The sequence below is a fragment of the Streptomyces flavofungini genome, from assembly GCF_014650815.1.
Classification (GTDB): domain Bacteria; phylum Actinomycetota; class Actinomycetes; order Streptomycetales; family Streptomycetaceae; genus Streptomyces; species Streptomyces flavofungini.
In genome coordinates, this window is sequence record NZ_BMVR01000024.1 from 41021 (window position 1) to 65851 (window position 24831).

Sequence of the window (24831 nt, forward strand, 5' to 3'; positions counted from 1 at the left end):
CACCGGACTCAGCTCTGCTTCAGCAGCCGGTCACAGGCCTTGACAGCGTTGTCAAGCGCTTCCTTGGGGCTCTGCTTGCCCTGCAGCGCGCGGGCGACGGCGTTGCGCAGCTCGATCTTCATCTGCTCGCTGAACAGCACGGGCGTGTAGTTCACGGCCGTCTTCAGGGACTTGGCGGCGGCGATCCGCACCCGGGCCACGTCGGAGCCGTCCGCCTTGGTGAAGTACGGGTCGTCCAGGGAGCCCTTGGTGCTGGGGAAGATGGCGACCTTCTTGGCGAAGGACATCTGGCGCTGCGCGTCGGTGACGAAGTGCGCGAAGGCGACGGCGGCGGGCGTCCGCTTGGTGCGGGTGTTCACCATCACGCCCATCACGTACATGTTGTCCTTGCCGGTGCTGCTGATCTGCGGCGTGATCCCGATGTTCTGGTAGAGCCGGGGCGCGTCCTTCTTGAACTTCTCCAGGTCCAGGGCGCTGCCCGGGTTCATGGCGACGGCCTCGGTGAGGAACTTCTTGCCGGTCGACTCCGGCGTGGCCGTGAGCGCCTGCCCGTCCAGAGCCTTGACGTCGTACAACTTCTTGTACTTGGTGAGGAGTTCGACGCCCTTCTTGTCGTTGAAGGTGAAGCCGGTGCCCTCCTTGTTCATCAGGGGCACGCCGTAGCGGCCGAAGTCCTCGACCGTGGGCACGTTGGCGAGGGTGGCGACCTTGCCCTTGCTCTTGTCGGCCAGCTCCTCGGCGTCGGCGAACAGCTCGTCGTAGGTCTTCGGCGGCTTGTCCGCGTCCAGGCCCGCGTCCTTGAACAGGCGCTTGTTGTAGAACAGCGGCCCGGTGTTCAGGTACCAGGGGAAGGCGTACGTCCCCTCGAGGCCCGGCACCTGGTGGCTCTTCCAGGCGCCCGGCAGGTACTCCTTCTCGTACTTGCCCGCCGACTTGTCCAGGTCCAGGGCGATACCGGCCTTCGCGAGCGGGGCCACCAGGTCGGGCGAGACGTTCACGACGTCGGGCAGGGTGCCACCGGCGGCGTCGGCGCTGATCTTGTCGGCGTAGCCCTCGCCGGGCTGGTCGACCCACTTCACCTTCGCGTCCGGGTACTTCTTCTCGAAGTCGTCGATCAGACCCTCGAAGTACGACTTGAAGTTGGCCTTCAGGTTCCAGGTCTGGAAGGTGATCTCGCCCTCGACCTTGCCGGAGGCGTCGGACGAGCCGCCCTCGTCACCGCCGCCGCACGCGCTCAGCGGCAGCATGACGGCGGCGAGCGCGGCGGCGGCGACCGCCCTGCGGGGGCTTCTGGATATCCGGGAATGACGCACGGTGAACGGCTCCTTTGCTCGGCCCGGCGTGGGCGGACACGACCTCGTCCCGCGGCGCCGGCCGCGGCGAATCGTGCCGAGGCAGACCCTGCATGGCGCGGAAGTAAAAAGTCAATGGATTGGTGCCGATTTGCTTCTTCGGATCCTGTTCGCGGGTACGAACTCCCTGTTCAGAGGCGTTTGTTGAATCCCTTGCCAGGAATAGCTAATGCGCTTTAGGCTGACCCGGCTCAAGCGCATTAGTACGTACGAGGTCGAGCCGCCGTGCGTACCCGGCAAGACCTGCGCGTACCGCGGCCGGGACCCTGCGCGGCGCCGCAGGCGGAAAGGGGCAACGCGTGCAAGGCAAGCGGTCACCGGCACGCCGGCCGACCATGAAGGACATCGCACGGCGCGCCGGGGTCTCCGAGAGCGCCGTCTCCTTCGCGCTCAACGACCGTCCCGGAGTCTCCGACATCACCCGCGACCGGGTGCGCAGGGTCGCCGAGCAACTGGGCTGGCGCCCGAGCACCGCGGCGCGCGCCCTGTCGGGCGAGGGCGCGGCGACGGTCGGCCTGGTGGTGGCGCGGCCCGCGGCCACGCTCGGCGTCGACTCGTTCTTCCTGCAGTTGATCTCCGGCGTCCAGGAGGTCCTGGCCGAGCGCCAGCTCGGCCTGCTGTTCCAGGTCGTGGAGGACGTCGACGCGGAGTGCGCGGTGTACCGGCGGTGGTGGGCCGAGCACCGCGTCGACGGCGTCCTCGTCGTGGACCCGCGCACCGACGACCCCCGGCCGGGGCTGCTCTCGGAACTGGGCATTCCGGCGGTCGTCACCGGCGGAGTGCCCGATCCCGAGAGCGGGCCGCCCCCGGGTCTTTCCACCGTCTGGGCCGACGACGCGGGCGCGATGGCGTCCGTCGTCGGCCATCTGCACACCCTCGGCCACCGCCGCGTCGTGCACATCGCCGGGCTGCCCGGCCTCGCGCACACCGAGCGCCGCATCCGCACCCTGCGGGCGGAGGCCGACCGCCGCGGCCTGACCGAGGTGCGGTCGGTGACCACGGACTACTCGGACTCCGAGGGTGCGGCGGTCACCCGCCGCGTCCTGAGCTCGGAGACACCGCCGACGGCTCTCGTGTACGACAACGACGTGATGGCCGTCGCCGGGGTGGCCGCGGCGGCCTCCCTCGGCTTCGGCGTACCGGACGACGTGTCCGTGGTGGCCTGGGAGGACTCGGCGCTGTGCCGGATGGTGCACCCGTGGCTCACCGCCCTGTCCCGCGACACGGTGTCCTTCGGGCGGACGGCGGCACGGGAACTCCTCGGGCTCCTGGACGACGGGCCTTCGGAGACGGTGCAGGTGCCGCTGCCCCGGCTGATCGAGCGGGAGAGCACGGGGGCGGTGCGGGACATGTGAGGCTCACGGTGGCCGCCGTCGGCGGGGTTGTCGGTGGTGTCGGTGGTGTCGGTGGGGTCGGCCAGACTGGGGCCATGGAGCAGCGTGAGACGGAGCGGATCGGTGCGGCGCTGGGGCGCCCCGTGCTCGGGGCCCGGCCCCTCGCGGGCGGGTTCTCCCACGAGACGGCGCTGCTCACGCTCGCCGACGGCCCCGTGGTGGCCCGGCTCGGCGGGCCCGCCCCCGCCGTGGAGGCCGCGGTCATGGCGGCGGCCCGCCCGCAGGTCCCGGTGCCCGAGGTGCTGTTCGTGCTGCCCGCCGTGGTGGAGCCGGACGAGGCCCGCGCCGCGATGGTCCTGGAGTACGTACCGGGCACACCGCTCAGTCACGTCCTCGGCGGCGGCGGGGTCGACCGGAACTCCCTCATCGCACTCGGCACCGAGGTCGGCCGTGTCGCCGCCCGCGTCGGGACCGTGACGTTCGACAGGACCGGCTTCTTCACGGACGGCCGGCTCGCCGTCGGACAGGACGAGCAGCCGTGGTCCCGGCAGTTGCCGGAGGTCGCCGAGGCGTGCGTGGCCGCCGCGCCCGCGGGCCGGCTCGACCCGGCCGTGCGGCGGGCCTGGGTGAAGCTGTGCGAGACCCACGCGCCCGCCCTGGAGCGCGTGGACCACCTGGCGTGCCTCGTGCACGCCGACTTCAACCCCAAGAACATCCTGGTGTCCCGCGCGGGTCCCGGCTGGCGCGTCGACGCCGTCCTGGACTGGGAGTTCGCCTACTCCGGCTGTCCGTACGGGGACGCGGCGAACATGCTGCGCTTCGGGGACGCCTACCCCGACGGGTTCCTCGACGGCTTCCGCGAAGGGTTTCGTACGGGAGAGCGCGTCCATCCCCTCGACGCGGACTGGGAGTACCTGGGCCGGGTCCTCGACCTGTTCGCCCTCAGCGACCTGGTGACACGGCCGGAGGGGCACGAGGTCGCGGACGCGGCGGCCGAGGTGGTCCGGCGGTGGGTGGTGCGGCCGTTCACGTGAGGGCCCGGTTCAGGTGCGGGGCCCGGTTCCAGGCGAGGGCCCGGTTCCAGGCGAGGGCCCGATTTCTGGACGGGCGCGGGCGGCCTGGCTCATGTCGCGGGCCTGCGCGCGAGGAACACGAACTCCCGGCCCGGCCGGTCGGGTGCGTCCCGTACGTCCACCACCACGTAGCCCTCGGCGACCAGGTCCGCCTCGACCTCCTCCCGCTCGCGGAACCGCAGCGTCGAGTCCGCCGTCAGGACCTGCCCGTCGGCGAGCACACAGCTCCCCCGGAACGTCACGAGCGGCCCGTCGACCTCGATCAGGTCGAACCAGCTCTCGACCGCGCCGACGCCGGGCACGTCCGTCACGCTGTACGAGGCCTCGCGGTGCCACTCCGCCCAGGCGCGCCGCGCCGGAACGCGGGTCTCGAACACGAGGTGCCCGCCCGGACGCAGCGCCGCGCGGGCTCCCTTCAGGGTCGCCCGCCACTCCCCCGGATCGGCGATCGCCTGGGCGACGTTCGCCGTCATCGTCGCGAGGTCGGCCCGCAGCGGCGGCAGCGCCGTCGCGTCGCCGTGGATCCACCGCACCCGCTCGCCGCCCGCCTTGGCCCTGGCCACGTCGAGGGAGGCCCCGGCCGGATCGACGCCGACGACGTCGATGCCCCGCTCGGCGAGGAGCAGCGCGAACACGCCGGTGCCGCAGCCGATGTCCAGGACCTGCCGCGCCCCGAACTCCGCCGCGAGGCGCAGGTACGGGCCGAGGTCGCCGCGGTCGGGGTCGAGCGGGTCGTAGAGCGCGGCCAGGCGGGGGTCCTGGAAGTGGTCGGCTGTCATGCGGGAGAAGGTATCCGGGGGTGACGGGCGCGGCCGAAGGGTTTTCCGGCGGCTCCCGTCCGGGGTAGGTCGCCCGCCGGCGATCCCGGTTCAGGGGCGCGGCTCCGTGGCGGGCCCGTCATGGCCGGGCGCAGCCGCTTCGAGAACTGCTGGTACGGGGACTTCCGGTACGGGAGCGTCCTGCTCGGGAGCGGCCGGTACGGGAACTCCCGGCTCGGGAACTCCCGGTACGAGCAGCCACGCCCGCCGCAGCCCAGGCACGCACACCGCCACCAGCACCGCCGCCCCAGCGCACACCGCGCCGTTGACCACCGCCGCGCCCGCCGGGCTGAACCACCGTGCCACCACGGCGACTTCCGCGTCGCCGACCACATCGCCCGTGGTGCCCTGGGTGGTGATGACGCCGACGACACGCCCGCGCAGCCGGTCGGGGGTGCTGTGCTGGACGAGGGCGTACTCCAGGATCTCGTAGACCGTGCCCGCCGCGCCGCCGATCGCGAGCATCACGACGGCGACTGCCACCTGGCCGCTGAGCCCGAACCCGATGGTCGCGAGGCCGCCGGTGAACGCGGCGGCAAGGAGCAGGCAGCCCGGGCGGGCAGCCCGTGTGCCCCAGCCGCTTGTCGCCGAGACGAGGACCGCGCACGCAACAAGGCGAGCCTTACCCAATGATGGATTCGCGTCCGGAGTCAAGTCGGGCCGTGGGCACCCGAATCGACACAAACGGCACCCCTGAATCGCCGCGCAAGGCGCCCCCGAATCACCGCGGAGGCCATCCCGGGGTCACCCCTGAGCGCTCCCCCGGGCAGCCATGGAAGCTCCGGTTCCGGTGCCGACCCCGGCAGCCCGCGCCCGCGCGTACGCACCCGGCGTACGCCCGAAGTGCTTGCGGAACGCGAGGATGTAGCCGTTCGTGCTGACGAAGCCCACCCGCGCCGCGACCGTGCCCACCTGCTGCCCCTGCGCGAGGAGCGTCAGCGACTGGTTGAGGCGCAGCCTGGTGCGCCACTCGGAGAAGGCGAGGCCCGTCTCCGTGCGGAAGGCGCGGCGCAGGCTCGTCGAGCTGGTGAACAGCCGCTCCGCCCACTCCGACGCGGTCCGCGGGTCGTCGGGCCGCCGCAGCAGCGCCCCGGCCACCGCCCGGGCGGCCTGGCTCATGGGCTGCGGCAGCGGCAGGCAGTCCGCCTGGCCGTCCGTCAGGGCGGCGAACAGCGCGTCGTCGTCCGGTGCGCCCCCGGGGCCGCCGGAGTCCCGCATGCGCCCGAGGAGCAGGCGCTGCTGTGCCGCGCTGACGTTCACGAGCGTCGCGCCCCGGTACGGAAGCGGGTGCCGTGCGGGGTCGAACGTCTCGCTGAGCACCAGCACGCCGGGGTCGAAGCGGGCGCTGTGCGGCAGGCCGGCGGGCAGCCACAGGGCGACGGACGGGGACAGTTCGTAGTCGACGCCGAGGGCCGTGACAACGATGCGCCCCAGCGGCACGTAGCGGAACTGGTGGGTGTCGCGGACGTGCGTCGGGTGGCCCTGCGGCGTGACGAAGTCGTCGTCCGGCCACACCGTTTCGTACCGCGCGTTCACCCTCACCGATTCTCCCTGCCCTCGGGGCCCGTGGACTGGCCCCTGAGTGTGAGCTGTGCGCCTCCGGCTTGGATCGCCGAAAGCAAGGTAAGGGTAACCTAACTTCTTGTGCGACCTGTGAGGAGCACACCCCCCATGCCCCCTACGTCCCCGCCGGTGACACCACCGTGGCCACTGGCCGGAGGGCGTCGCGCGGGGCCCCGCCGCACCCGGGCCTCCCTCATCGCGACGCTCGCCATGGCCGCCCTCGTGGCCACCGTGCACCCTGCTCCTGGTCGAGCAGGTCACCGCGGCCGACCCGGACGACGCCGACGCTCCCCTCGACCACCTGCGCCTGAAGTGCGCGTTCGGCTCCGGCGTGCGGGACGTGGCCGGGCTGACCGCCCTGGTGGAGCGGGCCGGGCTCACCGTGGGGGCCCGCCACGACCTCGGCCGGGACCATCGGCTCCGGGTCCGGACGGCGCCCGACCGCACCGGGCGGACATGCGGCGTCAGCGCGCGGCGAGGTGGCGGGTGTCCCCGACGCTGACGACCTGCCGGTTGTGGAAGAAGTCGTCCTCGCGCAGGACCGTGATGCTGCCGGACGGCGCCCGGAAGCTGACGGAGCCGAGGGACCCGTAGGGCATCTTGATCCAGGCCGCCACGACGAAGGTCAGGGCGAAGCCGTGCGTGACGACGATCTGGTGCGCGCGCGGGCGCCGCAGGAGTTCGTCCATGGCGTCGTAGACGCGGCGCGCGCACGCGCCCCTGGTCTCGGCGCCCGGTACGCCCTCGTGGTGCCCCATCCGGTCCCCGTCGGCCGGGGGCGGCACGAACCGCCGGTCCAGCCACTCCTGCGGTCCGCCCTCCGCCTCGCCGTACGACTTCTCCCGCAGCCTGCGGTCCAGGACCGGCCGTACGCCCAGCAGTTCACCCACCGCGTCGGCCGTCCGCGCGGCGCGGCGCAGGTCCGAGGAGATCAGCTCGACGTCGGCGCCGTCGGGGATGTCGGCGCGCAGCGCCCGCGCGATGGCGTCCGCCGCGTGCCGCCCGGCGGGCGTGAGGTCGGAGTCGTGCCAGCCGCCGACCACCTTCTCGACGTGGTGCGTCGCCTCGGGGTGGGCGATGACGTGGATGGTGCGCATCGGGGCGTGCCTTTCTCGTCCGTACGGAGGGGTGCGCGGGTCTTCGCCGTGCTCAAGGACGCGAGGCTGCTGCGCCACGCACGGTGGCCTCGGTGGCCTCGGTGGCCTCGGTGGCCTCGGTGGCCTCGGTGGCCTCGGTGGCCTCGGTGGCCTCGGTGGCCTCGGTGGCCTCCGGCACCGTACGACGGCGTACCCATAGGAGGGCGCCCGCGAGCAGGACGGCGCCGCCGAGCAGCCAGCGCGGGGAGCCCTCCGGGAGGTGTCCGATCACCAATCCGGCCCCGGCGCCCACCAGTTGGAGGGAAAGCGACTGGACGGACAGGGCGGTGGCGCGGCCCGCGCTGTCGACACGCCGGTGCAGGAGGTCGTTCTCGCTGGGGCCCGCGGCGCCGAGGCCCACGTACACGAGGGCGTACCCGAGCACCGCGAGGGCGAGCGGGGCCGGGCCCGAGGCGACCGCGGTGAGGCCGAGCAGCAGCAGGCCGCCCGCCGCGCCGCCGAGGCCGACGAGGACCGCGCGTTCGCTGCCGCCCGCGAGCCGGGCGAGGGGCGGGGCGAGCTGACTGCCCGCCATCGAGCAGAGGTATCCGCCGCAGGCGAGCCCCGCGAACAGCACCGCCCCCGACTCCGGCGCGCCGGTCAGGTCGACGGCCCGGCCGGGGGTCAGGATCTCCACGGTGATCAGTGCGCTGCCCGCGGCTCCGGCGCTGAGGACGATCCGCCGCACCAGGGCGTCCCGGCTGCCGAGGCGCACTCCGGCGAGGACGGTGGCGGGGACGTCGCGCAGCACCCCGCGCAGGGTGGCGCGCGGCCGGGGCGGCTCGGGCAGCCGGGTCAGGACGTACGCGAGGAAGCCGATCTCGACGACCGCGCCGAGCAGGGCCGGTACGGACAGCGGAATGACCAGGCCGGACGTGGCATCGCTGAGGCGGGCGCCGAGGTCGGGGCCGAGGCCGAGGAGCCAGGGCAGGGCGCCGCCGATCAGGACTCCGGCGGCGAGCGCGGCGGAGCTGGCGGCGGCGCCGCGGGCCAGGCCGGTGCGCAGGTCGGCGTCGGGGCCCGCGCTCGCGTGCACCGTGTCGACGTACCAGGCCTCGGCGGGTCCGCTCGACAGGGCCCGGCCCGCGCCCTTGAGCGCCATGCCGAGGGCGAGCACCGAGGCGGTGGTGCCGAGCCCGCCGAGGACCAGCGCGACGAGGTCGAAGAGGCCCGCCGCGGCCAGGACGGCACGGCGCCCGAGCACGTCGGACAGCCCGCCGGTGGGGAGTTCGAGGGCGGCGGCGGTGAGGGAGTGCGCGGCGACGCATCCGGCGACGGCCGCGAGGCCGAGACCGCGCTCGGTCATGAGCGCCACCATCGGCGCGATGGCCAGGCCGAGCGGCAGCCAGAACAGCGCGCTGACGGTGACGTAGCGGCGGCGCGCGGTACGCGGGTCGAGGAACCCGGCGCCCGGTGGGCGGGGGTCGGCCATGGGCGCGCGGGAATCAGTCATGGGTGTAACCCCGCACGCGTCTCGGAGCGGGGGCGCCCGCCTCGGAGGGGTCGCCCGCCTCGGAAGGGCCGCCCGCCTCGGCGGGGTTGCGCCCGGCGGCCGTGCTGCCTGCCTGGTCCGCGCCGGGCCCGTCGCCGGGACGGCCTGCCCCAGCTGAGCTGTCCGCCCCCGTCCGGCCCGCCCCCTCGCGCGGACTGCCCGCCTCGCCTGGGCCTTCCGCCGCCGCCGGACCCGCCGGACCACCCGCCGCCGGACCACCCGCGCCCGCCGACCCGTCCGACCCTCCGGCCCCTTCCTCCCCCGCCCGCCGACCGGCGACCGGCAGCCCCATGAAGGCGACCACGACCTTCCCGGCCCGCGGGTCCCCCGCGTCGCGTGCCGCCAGCTCCTCCAGCTTGGCCTCGAACGCCTGCTTGAGCTCGGCCAGGGACTCGGGGGTCAGGTCCGGCAGCAGGTCCGTGATGCCGGACGGCTCGAGCCATTCCCGGTCGGTCCGTCCGGCGGCCAGGTCGGCCTCGTACCACTCCAGCGACTCCCGCAGGTGCTCGAGCTGGCGCCGGGCCATCTTGCCCGTGAACTCCCGGCCGACCGGCGAGGCCTCCATCGCCGCGTGGTCCCAGGTGGTCACCGCGTGCACCGCGCGCCACCGGCGCTCGCGACTGTCGCGGTTCTCCGCCTCGGCGACGAACGCGTACTTCGCGAGGACGCGCAGGTGGTAGCTGGTGGCGGCGGACGACTCCCCGGTCCGCGCCGCGAGTTCGCTCGCGGTGGCGGGTCCGTCCATGCGCAGCAGTCCCAGCAGCCGGACCCGCAGCGGGTGCGTCAGCGCCTTGATGGCGGCGGGCTCCCGCTCCGGGTCGAGGACCCGCAGGTGGTCCTTCCTGGCCGGGGGCCGGGCCCCGCCTGCCACGTGCTCGTCCGCTGCCGCGCGTGCGCCGTCCGCCGGGCGCTCTTCGTCCGCCATACGACGAGCCTAGGACGCCTCGACCACTTTCCAAAAGTAGTTTTGCAGAATTTCTTTTGGAACTTCGGACGGCCGCCGCTCCCACCGGGCACCCCGGGGCGGACCCCGCCCCCGGACATGCCGCGCCCCCCGCCGCGAGTCGCGACGGGGGGCGTGGGGCGCGCATGCGCAGGGTTCAGTCGATACCGGGGAGGATGTGCGGCTCCGCGAGGTCGTCCTCGTATCCGGCGAGCCGGATAGGAGCCGCATGGGCCCACACCTCCAGGTTGCGGAGCTGCTGGGGGCGTCCGCCCAGCTCACCGCCGCGATCGGCCGGTCGCTGCTCCTGCTTGGTCGGATCTGGTGTCACCGCGCACTCCTCTGTGTCGCGTAACGGAAGAACGATGGCTGCGCTTACTGCGCTGTCTTCTCGGTCGCGGTGGCGCCGTGTCCGGGCGGGATCGCGGCAGCGGGTCGCAGCCTGTCCCGGGGCGGCGTAGGGACGCTGGTGTGCGCCTCGTGGCCGTCCGTTCGCCCTAGGTTAACCAAATGAGCGCGAGTCTGCTCGATAGCGCCAAAACAAAGGGAGGATTCCGGACATGCCTTATTCGCGCGGCATCCCGGCGGCGGAGATCCCGGCTGCCGCTACCACTTGCCGGGCCTGTAGTCCTTGAGGAACACCCCGTACAGGTCCTCGCCCGCCTCGCCCCGCACCACCGGGTCGTACACCCGGGCCGCGCCGTCGACCAGGTCGAGCGGGGCGTGGAAGCCCTCCTCGGCGAGGCGCAGCTTGTCCGGGTGGGGGCGCTCGTCGGTGATCCAGCCGGTGTCGACGGAGGTCATGAGAATGCCGTCGGCCTCGAACATCTCCTGGCCGCTGGTCCGCGTCACCATGTTCATCGCGGCCTTCGCGGCGTTGGTGTTCGGGTGCCCGGCACCCTTGTAGCCGCGGCCGAAGACGCCTTCCATGGCGGAGACGTTGACGACGTAGGCGCGCCCGCTCGCGGCCTTCTTGGCGGCGTCGGCCATCATCGGCCGCAGGTGGCTGATCAGCATGAACGGCGCCGTGTAGTTGCAGAGCTGGGTTTCGAGCAGCTCCACCGGGGAGATCTGCTCGATGGTCTGCACCCAGGTGTTGGTGTCGACGACGTCCGGCACCAGGCCGCCCGCGTCGATGGCGGTGCCGTCCAGGTGCCGCTCGACGCTGGCGTTGCCCGCGACCAGGGCGAGGTCGGCGACCTGCTGCGCGTCCAGGCCGCTGACGCCGGCGGGCAGCGCGGCGGAGGCGCCGAGTTCGCCGACGGCGCCGGAGTTGAAGGCGCCGATCACCTGGTGGGCGGGCAGTTCCCCGGCGGGCAGCGGCGCGCTCTCGCCCTCGACGAGGGCGGCGTACGCGGAGGGCAGGCGGCGTACGGTCTGCGTCGCGTTGTTGATGAGGATGTCGAGCGGGCCCTGCCCGGCGACCTGCTCGGCGAGGCCGACCACCTGCCCGGGGTCGCGCAGGTCGATGCCGACGACCTCCAGGCGGTGCAGCCAGTCCGCGGAGTCATCCATGGCCTTGAAGCGGCGGATGGCGTCCTTGGGGAAGCGGGTCGTGATGGTGGTGTGCGCGCCGTCGCGAAGGAGCCGCAGGGCGATGTACATGCCGATCTTGGCGCGGCCGCCGGTGAGCAGGGCGCGCTTGCCGGTGAGGTCGGCGCGGGCGTCGCGCCTGCCTCGGTTCAGGGCGGCGCACTCCTGGCAGAGCTGGTGGTAGAAGTAGTCGACTTCCACGTACCGCGTCTTGCAGGTGTAGCAGGAGCGGGGGCGCTGGAGTATCCCCGCGATCTGGCCGGCCTCGGTGACGGAGGACGGCAGGATGCCTTCGGTCTCGTCGTCGATGCGCTGCGCGGAGCCGGTGGCGGTGGCCTCGGTGACGGCCTTGTCGTGGGCGGTCTTGGCGGCCCTGCGCTCCTGGCGGCGGCGCTGCTTCACGGTACGGTAGATCCCGGCGGTCGCGCGGCGCACGGTGATCGCGTCGGGGTGGTCGACGTCCAGCTCGTCCAGCTCGTCGAGGACGCTGAGGCAGACGGCGAGCCGCTCGGGGTCGATGCCCGGGCCGTACGAGTCACTGTCCCCGGCGGCGCCGGCGCCCTGCTGCTGGCTGTCCTCTGTCACCGTCATGACCGCTGTCGTTCCTCACCGCACTCGTGCCGCGGCTCGTCTGAGGTGACCGCGGAAGCTCCCAAAAGCGGAACTTTACGTAGCCCGGGCGCCCGGTACCAAACCCGAACGGTCGCCCGCCACCCCCCGTGTGCTCTCGCACGCGCCCACGAGCACGGCCAGCTCCGCGCGCACGCACCGCGCGAGGAGGTCCAGGTCGGGCACCGCGGCGGCGTCGGCGACCAGCCCGTAGTGGACCCGGCCGCGGTACGTCGAGACGGCGACGGCGAGCGCCTGCCCGCGGGCCAGCGGGGCGAAGGGGTAGACCTCGGTGAGCGGGCAGCCACCGAGGCGCAGGCCGAGGCTGGGCAGCGGCACGCTGGTGACGAGGATGTCGAAGAGCAGTCGGGCCGCGTGGGCGACGGCGGGGCCGCCGACGCGGTGGCCGAGCGACGGCACGTGGTCGGCGAGCAGCGCGACGGCGCCCGCGCCGCGGGTGGGTCCCGCGTCCTTGTTGCGGTCCATGGCGGTGCGCACGGCGCGGAGGCGGGCCAGCGGGTCCGGGTCGTCGACGGGCAGCCGGACCAGATAGCCGGAGAGGCGGTTGCCCTGCGGGTGGGCGGTGCGGGGGCGGCGGCGCGAGACCGGGACGAGGGCGCGCGGCGCGACGCCTTCGCTGCCGTCGCCCCGCTCGTCGAGCCAGCGCCGCAGCGCCCCGGCGACCACGGCGATCAGGACGTCGTTGACGGTGCCGCCGACCGTCTTGCGCACGCGGTGCACGTCGTCCAGGTCCAGTTCGACCCCGGTGGTGCTGCGGGTGCCGGTGGCCCGGGAGGTGAGGGCGTCGCAGGACCGTACTCCCCAGGTCGCGCGCGCCACGGACGCGCCGATGTCGAGGGCCCGGCCGACGTCGGCGGCGGCGGTGCGGGCCCCGGAGAGGGCGGTGCCGACGGTGCCGGGCAGCCGCCGCGGGTCGAGGGCGTGCCACCACGGTGTCGCGGGGACGGGGCGGGGCTCGCGCACGGGCGGGAGTTCCACGGGGTCCATGACCCCGGCGGCCAGGGTGAGGGCGCGCAGGCCGTCGGCGAGGGCGTGGTGGAACTTGAACAGGACGGCGAACGACGCCCCGTCGGCGGCGGGCAGGACGTGCGCCTCCCACGGCGGCCGGTCCCGGTCGAGCGGCCGCTCCATGAGCGCGCCCGCCACCGCGTGGAAGTCCGCGGCGGGCGGGGCGAGGTGGACGTGGTCCAGCGGGTCGAAGCCGGGCGCGGGCCGGCGTTCGGCGCCGCCCGGGGGCAGCAGGACGGGCCGTATCCGCATGCGCAGGCCCGGGACGGCGGGGGCGCGGGCGGCGAGCAGGTCGGCGGCGTGCGCGGCGGCGGACGGCGAGTCCGCGGTGAAGACGCCGAGGGCCCCGAGGTGCATGGGGTGCGCGGCGGACTCGATGCTCCAGAAGGCGAGATCGAGGGGGGCGAGCAGGTCCGAGCTCTCTGAGGTCATGGCTCGCTCTCGCGTCGATGGCCGGAGCCAGCAGCCAATCACCCACCGACAATTACGGTCAAGTACGATCTAGCTACGTACAGTTAACAACAGATTAAGGCCCGTCCTTCCCGGAAACGGCCGGGAAGGACGGGCCTCGCGGGACACCAGTGGCCCCCTCGTCACCGCGAGCGCGCGGTCACCCCACCATGGACGTGGCTCACGTCACCACGGATGCGGCTCGCGCCACCACGGGCGCAGCTCACCTCACCACGGGCGGCGCCGCCTCGGGTGCCGTACCCCACTCCGACGGCTTGTCCCCGACGGTGAACGACAGCTCCCGCAGCTCACGGATGTCACCGGTGCGCAGATACGTCCGGCCGTAGTCCGCCCCGTCGGCGCTCACCGACTGCACGTACCGCCGCTCCGGCGACGTGCCGGGCGCCGTCACCGTGAACCGCCCGCGCGGGTAGTAGCGCCGGTCCAGGCTGAGGTCGACCCGCTCGAAGACCGGCGTCGACAGGCCCCAGGTGTCGGTACCCGGCTGCACCGGGAAGATCCCGATGGACGAGAGCACGTTCCACGCGGACATGGTGCCGAGGTCGTCGTTGCCGGTCATGCCGGTCGGGGTGTCCGTGAAGAGCGTCAGCGCGGCGTGCACCACGTCGGTCGTCTTCCACGGCTGCCCCGTGGACAGGTACGTGTACGGGGCGATCAGGTCGGGCTCGTTCTGCGGGTTGTACTTGTCCGCGTTGTAGTAGTCGTAGGGGCCGTTGACCCACACCTCGCGGGCGGTCTTCGCCGGGTCCTTCAGGAGCTGGTCGTAGGCGAAGAACGAGTCCAGGCGGCCGTTCGCGGCCTGCTTGCCGCCGATGAGGTCCACCATGCCGGGCAGGTCCTGCGGCACCAGCCACTGGTACTGCCACGACGTGCCCTCGTGGAAGCCCTCGCTCTTGGCCGGATCGGCGGGCCCGGTGAACGCCCCGGCCTTGTCCCGGGCCCGGAAGAAGCCGGTCGAGGGGTCGAAGATCTTCCGGTAGTTCTGGGCGCGCGCGGCATAGCGCTCCGCGTCCTTCTTGTGCCCCAGCTCGCGCGCCATCTGCGCGAGCATCGCGTCCGACAGGGCGTACTCCAGCGTGGCCGACGCGCCGTGGTCGTAGTCGGAGTCACCGGGCTTGGCGTGCGGGCGGCCCTTGACGTACGGGGCGAAGCCGTCGGCGATGTACTCCTTGTTGGCCTCGCGGCCCACCGGCGCCGAGTCGGCGGGCGGCACCCCGTCTGCGTTCTTCTTCAGCGCCCGGTACGCCTCCTCCGCCAGCCCGGGGGTCCCCTTGAACAGGCCCTGCTGGTACGCGTTGGTGAGGAACGGCGTGACCGGGTCGCCGGTCATGATGTTCGTCTCGACGGTGCCGTAGCCCCACTTGGGCAGCCAGCCGCTCTCCTTGTCGATCCGGAGCACGGAGAGGGCCATGTCGCGGGACTCGCGCGGGGCGAGCAGCGCGAGGAGCTGGGCCTGGGTGCGGTAGGTGTCCCACAGGGACCAGTTCTGGTAGTACGTGAACCCGCGTGCACGGTGGGTCCGCTGGTCCCAGCCGGTGTAGCGGCCGTCGACGTCGCTGCCGATGTTCGGCGCGAGGAACGAGCGGTACAGGGACGAGTAGAAGGTGCGCCGCAGCGTCTTGTCGCCGCCCTGGGCCCGTACGTCGTCGAGCCGGTCCTCCCACTTCCCGCGCGCCGCGTGCTCGACGTGGCCGAACGAACGCCCGCCCTCCGCACGGAGGTTGAGCGCGGCGCCCTTCGCGTCGACGTAGGACAGCGCGGTCGTCGCCTCGACGGTGCGGTCCTTGGAGGTGTCGAAGCGGACGTACGCGCCGTTGCGCTCGGCGTCGGCCGAGGACGTCCGCGAGCCCGCGCTGACCGTGCCGCCCTTCCACGTGCCCGCCGACGTGAAGGGCCGGTCGAAGCGGGTGATGGTGTAGAGCGTGTACGGCTTGGTGTCCTGGCAGAAGCCGCTGCCGGTGATCTTCGTGCGGACGGTGCGGCGGTCCAGGATCTCGACGTCGGTGCCGACGGTCTTGTGCAGTGACTGTCCCGCGTTGATGAGGACGTTGGCCTTGTCGGTGGCCGGGAAGGTGTAACGCTGCACGCCGGTGCGCTCGGTCGCGGTCAGCTCGGCGCCGATGCCGGACTTCAGGCCGACCCGGTAGTAGCCGGGGCGCGCCGTCTCCGTGTCGTGGCTGAACTCGGCGGCGTACTTGGCGTAGTCGGTCTCCGTCACGTCCCCGGTCGTCGGGAGCACCGGCAGATCCCCGCCGAGGCCGCAGCCGACGCCGGACAGGTGCACGGCGGAGAAGCCCCGGATGTGCGTGTCGGAGTGGTCGTACCCGGTGTTGTGGCCGGTGTCGGGCGAGAGCTGCACCATGCCGAAGGGCACCGCGGCGCCCGGGTAGGTGTTGCCCTCGTTCTCGGTGCCGATGAACGGGTTGACCAGGTCGGTCAGCCGGTCCCTGGACGGTGCCGCGCCGGCGGACGGGACGGCGAGGGCGCCGCCGAGGAGCGCGGCCGCCACGGCCGCCGTCCCCGCGCCGCGCAGCCGGTGGGTCCATCTCATGGGTGGGAACGTCTCCTTGGACAACGTTGTCACTGCATCGGGCGCGCTCATTCTTCGGGCGCGTGCGTGTACTCGTCAAGGGTGGTGCGGGTGTGGCGTCCGGGCAGTCGGACACGGCTCCGGGGACGGCTCCGCGCACGCTGCTGTGCTCCGGTCCGCCCACACCGGGGCGGACCGGAGCACATCGGTCCGTCAGGCGCAGCCCCGCACGGGCGCCTGCGAGGCGTCCTTGATCAGGGCCTCGTGCGCGGCGCGCAGGCGCGGCACATCGGGCTTGACGACCTTGCGGTCATAGGTGAGCAGGCCGTTCAACTCCCCCTCCACGTCGGAGATCTGGGTGTAGACGGCGCCGTTGCCGCCCTTGCAGGCGAGAGCGCGCACCTCGCCGAGCTTGGTGAGGTACTCCTCCGTGTACCTGGCGGGGTCGACGTCGACGTAGCTCTGCTGCACGGACCAGGCATGTCCCGGCACCGCGAGGCCGAGGCCGCCGTACTCGCCGTTGATCAGGGCCCGCCTGCCGTCCGGTCTGGGCGGCAGGGCCGGGCTCGGGTAGCCGTGCTCGTCCATCAGGTCGCCCTTGCCGCCGTCGGCGCCCAGGTTGAGGCCCGACATGCCGTTGACCAGGCGCGTCGGGTCCCAGGCCTTGGCCTGTTCGGCGATGCGGCCCTGGTCGTACTGGCCCCAGCCCTCGTTGAAGGTGACCCACATGACGATGGACGGGCTGTTCCCGTGCTCGTCGATCATCTGCTTCATCTCGTGCTCGTACTGGGCGCGGGCGGCGGCGTCCGGATTCCGCTCGGCCCGCATGGACGGCATGTCCTGCCACACCATCAGGCCCAGCTTGTCGGCCCAGTAGAACCACCGGTCCGGCTCCACCTTGATGTGCTTGCGGACGGAGTTGAAGCCCATCTCCTTGTGCATCCTCAGGTCGTACGCGAGGGCTTCGTCGGTGGGTGCGGTGTGCAGGCCGTCGGGCCAGAAGCCCTGGTCGAGGGTGGCCATGAGGAAGATCGGCTTGCCGTTCAGGACCGTGCGCGGGGTGCCGTCGATCTTCTCGACGGCGATGGAGCGCATCCCGAAGTAGCTCCGCAGCCGGTCGGTGCGCTTGTCGCCGCCGACGGTGACCTTGAGGTCGTACAGGAACGGGTCGTCGGGCGACCACAGGTGCGGCTTCCTCAGGGTGAGCTTCAGCGGCTTGCCGGTGCGGCCGCTCGCCTCGGCGACCTTCTTCTTGCCCTCGTACGCCACCGCCTTGACCGGCACGCCGTCGCGGACGCCCTTGGCCTCGACCGCGACCTGCTTGCTCTGGACGTCGGGGGTGATCTTCAGGGACTCGGCGTGGTCGCGGGCGACCGGCTCCATCCACACCGTCTGCCAGATGCCGGACGACGGCGTGTACCAGATGCCCGACGGGTCCAGGCGCTGCTTGCCGACCGGCGGGTTCGGGCCGCCGGGCGCGTCCGTCGGGTCGTGCACGCCGACGATCAGCTCCTGGGTCCGGCCGGGCTTCAGGGCGTCGGTGACGTCGGCGCTGAACTTGTCGTAGCCGCCCTTGTGCTCGGCGACCTCGGTGCCGTTGACGTACACCTTGGCGTGCCAGTCGACGGCGCCGAAGTTCAGCTTGAGCCGCTGGTCGTTGCGGTGGTCGCCGACCTTCCAGCCGGCCGGGACGGTGAACGTGCGGCGGTACCACATGCGGTCCTCGTGCCGCTGGAGGCCGGAGAGCTGGGACTCGACCGGGTACGGGACGAGGATCTTCTCCTTGAGCTGCTTCCCGACCGGCGGCCGCTCCCCCGCCTCGGCGGCGGCGAACTGCCACCTGCCGTTCAGATTCCGCCAGTCGGCGCGCTTGAGCTGCGGGCGCGGGTACTCGGGCAGCGCGTTGCCGGGGCCGACCTCGTCCGCCCACTTCGAGCGCAGTTCGTACGTCGACTTGTTGCCGCCGCTGCTCCAGAACGCCCCGACCTGCTTGCCGTCGGCGCCGGTCAGGCCGCCCTTGCCGTCGTAGCGCAGGTCGGCGGTGCCGCGGGCGGTGCCGGTCTTGTTGCCGACGACGGGCTGCTTGAGGGTGACGAGCAGGGTGCGCGGGTCGGCCGGATCCCGCTCGACCGATTCCAGGGGCCACCTGGCGCCGCCGATGACGGCTTCGAGGTGGCCGAGGAGACCGGCGGGGGGTGCGCCGAGTTCCTGGCCGAACCGCAGCTTCAGGACGCGGCCGTCCTTCTGCACGGTGGCGTCGGTCGCGCCGTCGTAGTCCCAGCCGTCGGGGAGGCGGAAGGCGGACTGCGGCACGGCCTCCTTGGTCCCGCCGGGCTCGGTCCAGCGCAGGTGGAGGTTGGAGCCGCCGTAGTGCTCGAAGTACTCGACCTTGACGTCGTAGGCCTTCCCCGCACTCAACTCGACGGGCTCGGAGGTCTGTTCGCGGTCCCAGTCATCGACCCAGTGGTCGATGGCGATCTTGCCGTCGACCCACAGCCGGAAGCCGTTGTCGCCGGTCATGGCGAAGGTGTGGGCTCCGGACCTCTCCGGGACGAGCTTGCCGGTCCAGCGGACGGTGGCGTCGTCGGACTTGCCGGTGGCGAGGTTCAGCCGGGGTTCGAGGGTGTCGAAGTCGATGTTCCGGTCGAAGCCGGTGGCCTTGAGCTCGTGGAAGTCGAAGGCACCGGGGGCGGACTGGGTGTAGTACTCGCCCTTCAGGCCGTGGACCTCGGGTGCCTCGTCGCCCGCCGCGTTCGCGGTGGCCTGGGCGATGAGCCCCGAGAACACCAGGGCGGCGGTGAGCAGCAGGGCGAGTGGGTGCCGGAGCTTTCCGGATCGTCTAGGGCGCACGGATCCTCCTTGTCGAGGAAGGGTGGCGGCTCGTCGCTCCAGTCGGTACAACGAGTCTGTACAACGTTGGAAGGAACGGCAGTTGGCATGACAGCACGGCTCCGGGCGCGCTGTCCAGGGCCGCGGCGGATGCTGCCGGACGCCCCGGGGGCCGGGGCGCACATCGACGCGAGGAGTGGCACGTGCGGGTGAGCCTCAAGGATGTCGCGGAACGCGCGGGGGTCTCGATCAAGACCGTTTCGAACGTGGTGAACAAGTATCAGCACGTCACCCCGGCGATGCGGGCCCGGGTGCAGCAGGCGATCGACGAGCTGGGCTACCGCCCGAACCTGACGGCACGGCACCTCCGCAAGGGCCGCACCGGCATCATCGCGCTCGCCGTCCCCGAGCTCGGCAACCCCTACTTCGCCGAGCTGGCCGGAGCCGTCATCGACGCCGCCGCCGCGCACGACTTCACCGTCCTGCTCGACCACACCCGCGGCGACCGCGAGCAGGAGGTCCTGGTCAGCCAGGGTTTCCGGGCCCGCGTCATCGACGGCCTGATCCTCAGCCCGCTGGAGCTGGAGGCCGAGGACCTGCGGGGCCGCGAGGACGACGTGCCGCTTGTCCTGCTCGGCGAGCGCGAGTACGACCTGCCGCACGACCACATCGCCATCGACAACGTCGCCGCCGCGCGCGCCGCCGTCGGCCATCTCATCGGCCGCGGCCGGCGCACCGTCGCCTACCTCGGCGCCCGCACGGACTCCGCGAACCGCCCCGCCCACCTGCGACTTCAGGGCTGGCGCGCCGAGTTGGGGGCGGCCGGGATCCCGGCGCCGGAGTCGCTGGTGGGGGCGGTAGGCGGCTGGAACCGCGACGACGGGGCGAAGGCGATGGCGCGGATGCTGGACTCCGGGGTGCGGCCCGACGCGGTGTTCGCGTACAACGACCTGGTCGCGATCGGGGCGATGCGGGTGCTGCACGAGCGGGGCCTCAGGGTGCCGTGGGACGTGGCGGTGGTCGGCTTCGACGACATCGCGGAGGGGCAGTTCGGCGCGGTCACGCTGACCACGATCTCGCCGGACAAACAGGCCATCGCCCGGCTCGCGGTGGCCTCGCTGCTGCGCAGTCTCGCCGGTGCCGGGGAGCCCCGCGGGCGGACGCTCACGGCCGAATTCCGGCTGGTGGAGCGGGAAAGCACGCTCGGACGGCGGTGAGTCACGCAGGGCCGGCGGGCGGGCCCGGCGCGGGGGGCGTGCGTGCGCGAAGGGTTTACAGCCTCCTTTCAACGATGTAAAAAGCTCCCCGTACCGCTGAGTTGACCGCAAACCCGTTCTTCCCGTGAGCGCTCTCAGTGTGCGCCGGGGCCGTGCCGTTTGGGGACTCCCATGAAGCCGAACATCTTCCTTCGCCGTACCTCGGGCCGTTCGGGCCGCGCGTCGGCCAGCACCCTGCTCGCCGTCGGCCTCGCCGCGAGCCTCGCGCTCACCGCCACGGGATGCGCCAAGTCGGAGGACGACGACGCCGACTCCGGCGACTCCACGTCCGCGTCCGAGGGCGACGCGGGCCAGGTCGTCTCCTCCCCCGGCGCGGGCGCCGAGACCTGTGTGATCGGCGACTACGGCGCCGAGAAGCTGGACCTGAAGACCGCGACGGTCGGCTTCTCCCAGTCAGAGAAGGAGGCCAACCCCTTCCGGATCGCCGAGACCGCCTCCATCAAGGCCGAGGCCGGCAAGCGCGGCGTGAAACTCCTGACGGCCAACGCCCAGTCGCAGTTCTCCAAGCAGATCAGCGACGTCCAGGACCTCATCGCCAAGGGCGCCGACCTGCTGGTCATCGCCCCGCTGAACTCCGACGGCTGGGAGCCGGTGCTCCGCCAGGCCAAGGCCAAGCACATCCCCATCGTCACCATCGACCGCAAGATCAACGCGGCCGCCTGCAAGGACTATGTGAGCTTCATCGGCTCGGACTTCGTCGAGCAGGGCAGGCGCGCCGCCGACCGCATGATCGAGGCGACGGGCGGCAAGGGCGAGCTCGCGATCCTGCTGGGCGCGGCGGGCAACAACGTCACCACCGACCGCACCAAGGGCTTCCAGGAGCAGCTCAAGAAGAAGGCCCCGGACCTGAAGGTCGTCTTCAAACAGACCGGTGAGTTCGCCCGCGAGAAGGGCCAGCAGGTCACGGAGCAGCTCATCCAGTCCAAGCCCGGCATCGACGGGATCTACGCCGAGAACGACGAGATGGGCCTCGGCGCGGTCGGCGCCCTCAAGGGCGCGGGCAAGAAGGCCGGCGACGTGAAGATCGTGACGATCGACGGCACGAAGAACGCCGTGCGCGGGATCGTCGACGGCTGGATCGACGGCGTCATCGAGTCCAACCCGCGCTTCGGACCGCTGGCCTTCCAGACCCTGGACACCTTCACCAAGGGCGGCAAGGTCGCTCAGGACATCGTTATCAAGGACAGCGCCTACACCAAGGACAACGCGAAGTCGGACCTCGGCAAGGCGTACTGACGTGCCGTCGACCACGGGGCACGACACACGGCCGGTGATGGGGGCCGCCGTGCTGTCGGTGCGGGGCCTCAGCAAGACGTTCCCGGGCGTACACGCCCTGGACGGCGTCGACTTCACGGCCCACGCCGGTGAGGTGCACGCGCTGATCGGCGAGAACGGCGCGGGCAAGTCCACGCTCATCAAGGTCCTCACCGGCGTGTACCGGCCCGACCCGGCCGCGACGCCGGGCACGGGCGTCATCACGTACGACGGCAGCGAGGTGGAGTTCACCACGCCCCTGGCCGCCCAGCACGCGGGCATCTCCACCATCTACCAAGAGGTCAATCTGGTCCCGCTGATGAGCGTGGCCCGCAATCTCTTCCTCGGCCGTGAGCCGCGCGGCCGCCTCGGCCTGATCGACTTCCGCCGGATGCACCGCGAGGCCGAACAGGCCCTGCGCGACCTCGGCGTCCGCGTCGACGTGCGCCGCCCGCTGCGTGAACTCGGCGTCGGCGCACAGCAGATGGTGGCGCTCGCCCGCGCGGTCGCGGTCGACGCGCGCGTCGTCATCATGGACGAGCCGACGTCGTCCCTGGAGCCGCGCGAGGTGGCGACGCTGTTCGGCGTGATCCGGATGCTGCGCGCACGCGGCGTCGCCGTGATCTATGTGAGCCATCGCCTGGACGAGCTGTACGAGGTGTGCGACACCGTGACCGTGCTGCGGGACGGCACGTCGGTGCACAGCGGGCCGATCGCCGAGCTCGACCGGCTGCGGCTCGTCTCGCTGATGCTCGGCCGAGAGGTCGGCGACGTACGCGACGAGGGCCTGACGAATTTCAGCGGGAACCACGACACCGAGGCCCAACCCATCCTGGAGGCACAGGAGCTGACGGTCCACCACCAACTGCGGGGGGTGTCCCTGGCGATCCGGCCCGGGGAGGTCGTCGGGCTCGGCGGGCTGCTCGGGTCCGGGCGCAGCGAGACCGCGAAGGCCATCGCGGGGGCGCTGCCGCCGGACTCGGGCCGGGTGGTCGTCGCCGGGGCGGCCGTGCGCACCGGCTCCACGCCCGCCGCGATCCGGGCGGGGGTGAGCCTGCTGCCCGAGGACCGCAAGGCCGAGGGCATCGTGCCGGGCCTGTCGGTGCGCGAGAACATCGCGCTCGCCGCGCTGCCGGGCCTGTCCCGCTTCGGCCTGGTCGACGAGGCCCGCATCGACCGGGTCGTGGACACCTTCATGAAGCGCCTGCGCATCAAGGCGTCCGGGCCGCACCAGCGGGTCGGTGAACTCTCCGGCGGCAACCAGCAGAAGGTCCTCCTCGCCCGCTGGCTCGCCATGAACCCCAAGGTGCTGCTCCTGGACGAGCCGACGCGCGGCATCGACGTCGGCGCCAAGGCCGAGGTGCAGAAGCTCATCGACGAGTTGGCCGACGACGGGCTCGGCGTGCTGCTCATCTCCTCGGACGTGGAGGAGCTGATCGAGGGCAGCGACCGCGTGGTGGTCCTCAAGGACGGCGCGGTCGTCGAGGAACTCACCGGCGACGCCGTCACGGAGGACCGCCTGCTGCGCGCCATCGCCGCCGCGCCCGCCACGACCGCCGATCCCCGCACCCGCGGAGGTGACGATGACTGACCTGAGCCTCGGCGGCCGCACCCGCGTGGACCGCGACCGCCTCCTGCACCTCCTCCAGAACTACGGCGTCCACCTGGGCGTCGCCGTGCTCCTCCTGGTGAACATCGCCATCACCCCGCACTTCCTGTCCGCCGAGAACTTCCGCACCCAAGCCGTGCAGGTCGCCCCGGTCCTCGTCGTGGCGCTCGGCATGGCCCTCGCCATCGGCAGCGAGGGCGTGGACCTGTCGGTCGGCTCGGTGATGGCCCTGTCGACGTCCCTGCTCTCGCTGTACCTCGGCTACGGCATGTGGATCGCGCTGCTCATCGCCGTGCTCGGCGGGGTCGCCGTCGGCGTCACGAACGGGGCGCTCGTCGCCTTCATCGGGGTCCAGCCCATCGTCGCCACGCTCGCCCTGATGGTCGCGGGCCGCGGTCTCGCCCAGGTCCTGCTCCCCCAGCTCAAGGACGTCCGCGACCCGACCATGGCGTCGCTCGGCTCCGGCGACCTCCTCGGCGTCCCCTATCTCGTCCTGATCGCCGTGGCGCTCGCGCTGCTCGTCGCGTTCGTCGTGCGCCGCACGACCTTCGGCCGTCAGCTCCTCGCCATCGGCGACAGCCGCCCGGCGGCCAAGCTCGCCGGTCTTCCCGTACGGCGCGTGCTGATCCTCGTGTACGTGTGCTCCGGCGCCCTCGCCGCGATCGCGGGCGTCCTCGCGACGGCGCGCCTGACCGCGAGCGACCCCACCTCGCTCGGCAACCTGATGGAGCTGTCCGCGATCACCGCGGTCGTCGTCGGCGGCACCCCGCTCAGCGGCGGCCGGGTCCGGGTCGGCGGCACCGTCGCGGGCGCCGTCCTGATCCAGCTGCTCACGGCCACGCTCATCAAGCACGACCTGCCGCCGTCGTGGACGCAGATCGCGCAGGCCGTGGTGATCATCCTGGCCGTGTACGCGGCCCGCGAAAGGGGCAGGCGATGACGATCGACACACCCAGCCCGGTGCGGCCCGTGGACAAGGTCACCGAGGGCGAGCCCCTGGGAGCGTCGCGTTCCGAGCGCCTGAGCGCGTTCGCGCAGCAGCACGGCGCCCTGGTCACGCTGGTGCTCGCGGTGCTCGCGGCCTGGCTGAGCTTCGACACGTTCATGACGGTCGACAACACCCAGAACATGGCGGTGTCCTCGGCGTTCCTCGCCGTGGTCGCGCTCGGCATGACGTTCGTGATCATCACGGGCGGCATCGACCTGTCGGTGGGCTCGCTGTTCGCGCTCGGCGGCGTGCTCGCGGCGTGGGGCTCGCAGTACGGCACGGCCGTGGCCCTGCTCCTGCCGCTCGCGGTGTGCGGCCTCATCGGCTTCGTCAACGGCCTGCTGATCGCCCGCTCCCGGCTCGCCCCGTTCATCGTGACGCTGGCCGCGATGCTCGGCGCGCGCGGCATCCTGCTCGCCGTCACCGACGAGGGCTCCAAGACGTACCTCGTCGACAAGGACTCGTTCTTCGCGACGCTCGGGCAGGGCAAGGTGCTCGGCATCGGCGCGCCGGTGTGGATCACGGTGGGACTGTTCGTGGCGGGCGCCGTCGTGCTGCGGCGCAGCCGCTTCGGGCAGTACGTGTACGCGGTCGGCGGCAACGAGGACGCGGCGGCACTCATGGGCGCCCCCGTGGCGCGTACGAAGACGGCCGTCTACACCCTGTCCGGCCTGTGCGCGGGCCTCGCGGGCGCGCTCAACGCGGCCTGGCTGGTGTCGGGCGTGACGATCCTCGGCTCCGGCATGGAGCTGGAGGCGATCTCCGCGGTCGTCATCGGCGGCACCCTGCTGTCCGGCGGCTTCGGCTTCATCAGCGGCTCGCTCGTCGGCGTACTCCTGTTGAAGGTCATCCAGAACGTCATCAACCAGATCGGCTCCCTGGACTCCGCCTACCAGCAGGTCGTCAGCGGCGGCTTCCTGGCCGTGGTCGTCATCGCGCAGACGTGGCTGGGACGCAGGAGGCGGGTGCTCTAGGGCCTGCGGGTCCGGAC

Annotated in this window: 18 protein-coding genes and 1 pseudogene; 7 read left to right on the forward strand and 12 right to left on the reverse strand. The window is 72.4% G+C overall.

Annotation, left to right across the window (positions count from 1 at the left end; all coding sequences use genetic code 11):
- Positions 1-8 precede the first annotated feature (8 nt).
- Complete coding sequence (locus tag IE274_RS37420; protein ID WP_190120438.1) at positions 9-1247, reverse strand: extracellular solute-binding protein; 1239 nt, start codon at positions 1245-1247, stop codon at positions 9-11.
- Between the two features lie 440 nt (positions 1248-1687).
- On the opposite strand from IE274_RS37420, the gene IE274_RS37425 reads away from it, so the two are divergent.
- Together IE274_RS37425 and IE274_RS37430 are read left to right on the forward strand one after the other, a co-directional pair.
- Positions 1688-2707 carry a LacI family DNA-binding transcriptional regulator gene (locus IE274_RS37425; protein ID WP_229910075.1) on the forward strand — a complete coding sequence of 340 codons (1020 nt, stop codon included), beginning with the start codon at positions 1688-1690 and terminating at the stop codon, positions 2705-2707.
- A 74-nt stretch (positions 2708-2781) separates the two neighbouring features.
- Positions 2782-3720 (forward strand): phosphotransferase, encoded by a 939-nt coding sequence (locus tag IE274_RS37430; protein ID WP_190120407.1) that lies wholly within the window; start codon positions 2782-2784, stop codon positions 3718-3720.
- 89 nt (positions 3721-3809) lie between these two features.
- Here IE274_RS37430 and IE274_RS37435 read toward each other — a convergent pair whose 3' ends face one another.
- The 11 genes and pseudogenes from IE274_RS37435 to IE274_RS37485 all read right to left on the reverse strand — a co-directional run bounded on the left by IE274_RS37435 (position 3810) and on the right by IE274_RS37485 (position 18733).
- Positions 3810-4538 (reverse strand): class I SAM-dependent methyltransferase, encoded by a 729-nt coding sequence (locus IE274_RS37435; protein ID WP_190120408.1) that lies wholly within the window; start codon positions 4536-4538, stop codon positions 3810-3812.
- 90 nt (positions 4539-4628) lie between these two features.
- Positions 4629-5207 carry an MFS transporter gene (locus IE274_RS37440; RefSeq protein ID WP_229910076.1) on the reverse strand — a complete coding sequence of 193 codons (579 nt, stop codon included), beginning with the start codon at positions 5205-5207 and terminating at the stop codon, positions 4629-4631.
- Positions 5208-5321: 114 nt separating this feature from the next.
- Positions 5322-6119: a helix-turn-helix transcriptional regulator gene (locus IE274_RS37445; protein WP_190120409.1), complete on the reverse strand. Its 798-nt coding sequence runs from the start codon at positions 6117-6119 to the stop codon at positions 5322-5324.
- A 485-nt stretch (positions 6120-6604) separates the two neighbouring features.
- A complete protein-coding gene (locus IE274_RS37450) occupies positions 6605-7237 on the reverse strand; it encodes a histidine phosphatase family protein (RefSeq protein WP_190120410.1) in 633 nt (210 codons plus the stop codon).
- 52 nt (positions 7238-7289) lie between these two features.
- A complete protein-coding gene (locus IE274_RS37455) occupies positions 7290-8729 on the reverse strand; it encodes an MFS transporter (protein WP_229910077.1) in 1440 nt (479 codons plus the stop codon).
- A 214-nt stretch (positions 8730-8943) separates the two neighbouring features.
- Positions 8944-9600, reverse strand: a pseudogene (locus tag IE274_RS39885) (helix-turn-helix domain-containing protein); the annotation flags it as partial.
- A gap of 268 nt (positions 9601-9868) precedes the next feature.
- On the reverse strand, positions 9869-10042 hold the full coding sequence (locus IE274_RS37465; RefSeq protein WP_190120412.1) for a hypothetical protein: 174 nt from the start codon (positions 10040-10042) through the stop codon (positions 9869-9871).
- Positions 10043-10317: 275 nt separating this feature from the next.
- Positions 10318-11835 carry an SDR family NAD(P)-dependent oxidoreductase gene (locus tag IE274_RS37470; RefSeq protein ID WP_190120413.1) on the reverse strand — a complete coding sequence of 506 codons (1518 nt, stop codon included), beginning with the start codon at positions 11833-11835 and terminating at the stop codon, positions 10318-10320.
- Positions 11836-11910: 75 nt separating this feature from the next.
- Positions 11911-13314, reverse strand: a complete 1404-nt coding sequence (locus IE274_RS37475; RefSeq protein WP_190120414.1) for a wax ester/triacylglycerol synthase family O-acyltransferase — start codon at positions 13312-13314, stop codon at positions 11911-11913.
- Between the two features lie 241 nt (positions 13315-13555).
- A complete protein-coding gene (locus tag IE274_RS37480) occupies positions 13556-15904 on the reverse strand; it encodes a GH92 family glycosyl hydrolase (protein WP_190120415.1) in 2349 nt (782 codons plus the stop codon).
- A 192-nt stretch (positions 15905-16096) separates the two neighbouring features.
- The gene (locus IE274_RS37485) at positions 16097-18733 is read right to left on the reverse strand and encodes a PA14 domain-containing protein (RefSeq protein WP_190120416.1); all 2637 of its coding nucleotides are present in this window, start codon (positions 18731-18733) and stop codon (positions 16097-16099) included.
- Between the two features lie 182 nt (positions 18734-18915).
- On the opposite strand from IE274_RS37485, the gene IE274_RS37490 reads away from it, so the two are divergent.
- From IE274_RS37490 to IE274_RS37510, 5 genes are all read left to right on the forward strand, one after another.
- Positions 18916-19929, forward strand: a complete 1014-nt coding sequence (locus tag IE274_RS37490) for a LacI family DNA-binding transcriptional regulator (RefSeq protein ID WP_190120417.1) — start codon at positions 18916-18918, stop codon at positions 19927-19929.
- 171 nt (positions 19930-20100) lie between these two features.
- Positions 20101-21225, forward strand: coding sequence for an ABC transporter substrate-binding protein (locus tag IE274_RS37495; RefSeq protein WP_229910078.1), 1125 nt, complete (start codon positions 20101-20103; stop codon positions 21223-21225).
- Between the two features lie 49 nt (positions 21226-21274).
- A complete protein-coding gene (locus IE274_RS37500; protein WP_190120440.1) occupies positions 21275-22834 on the forward strand; it encodes a sugar ABC transporter ATP-binding protein in 1560 nt (519 codons plus the stop codon).
- Positions 22827-23792, forward strand: coding sequence for an ABC transporter permease (locus IE274_RS37505; protein WP_190120418.1), 966 nt, complete (start codon positions 22827-22829; stop codon positions 23790-23792). The genes IE274_RS37500 and IE274_RS37505 overlap by 8 nt, the downstream gene beginning before the upstream one ends.
- Entirely contained in the window at positions 23789-24814 is a 1026-nt protein-coding gene (locus IE274_RS37510; protein ID WP_190120419.1) for an ABC transporter permease, read from the forward strand. Before IE274_RS37505 ends, IE274_RS37510 begins: the two co-directional genes overlap by 4 nt.
- The last annotated feature ends 17 nt before the right edge of the window (positions 24815-24831 follow it).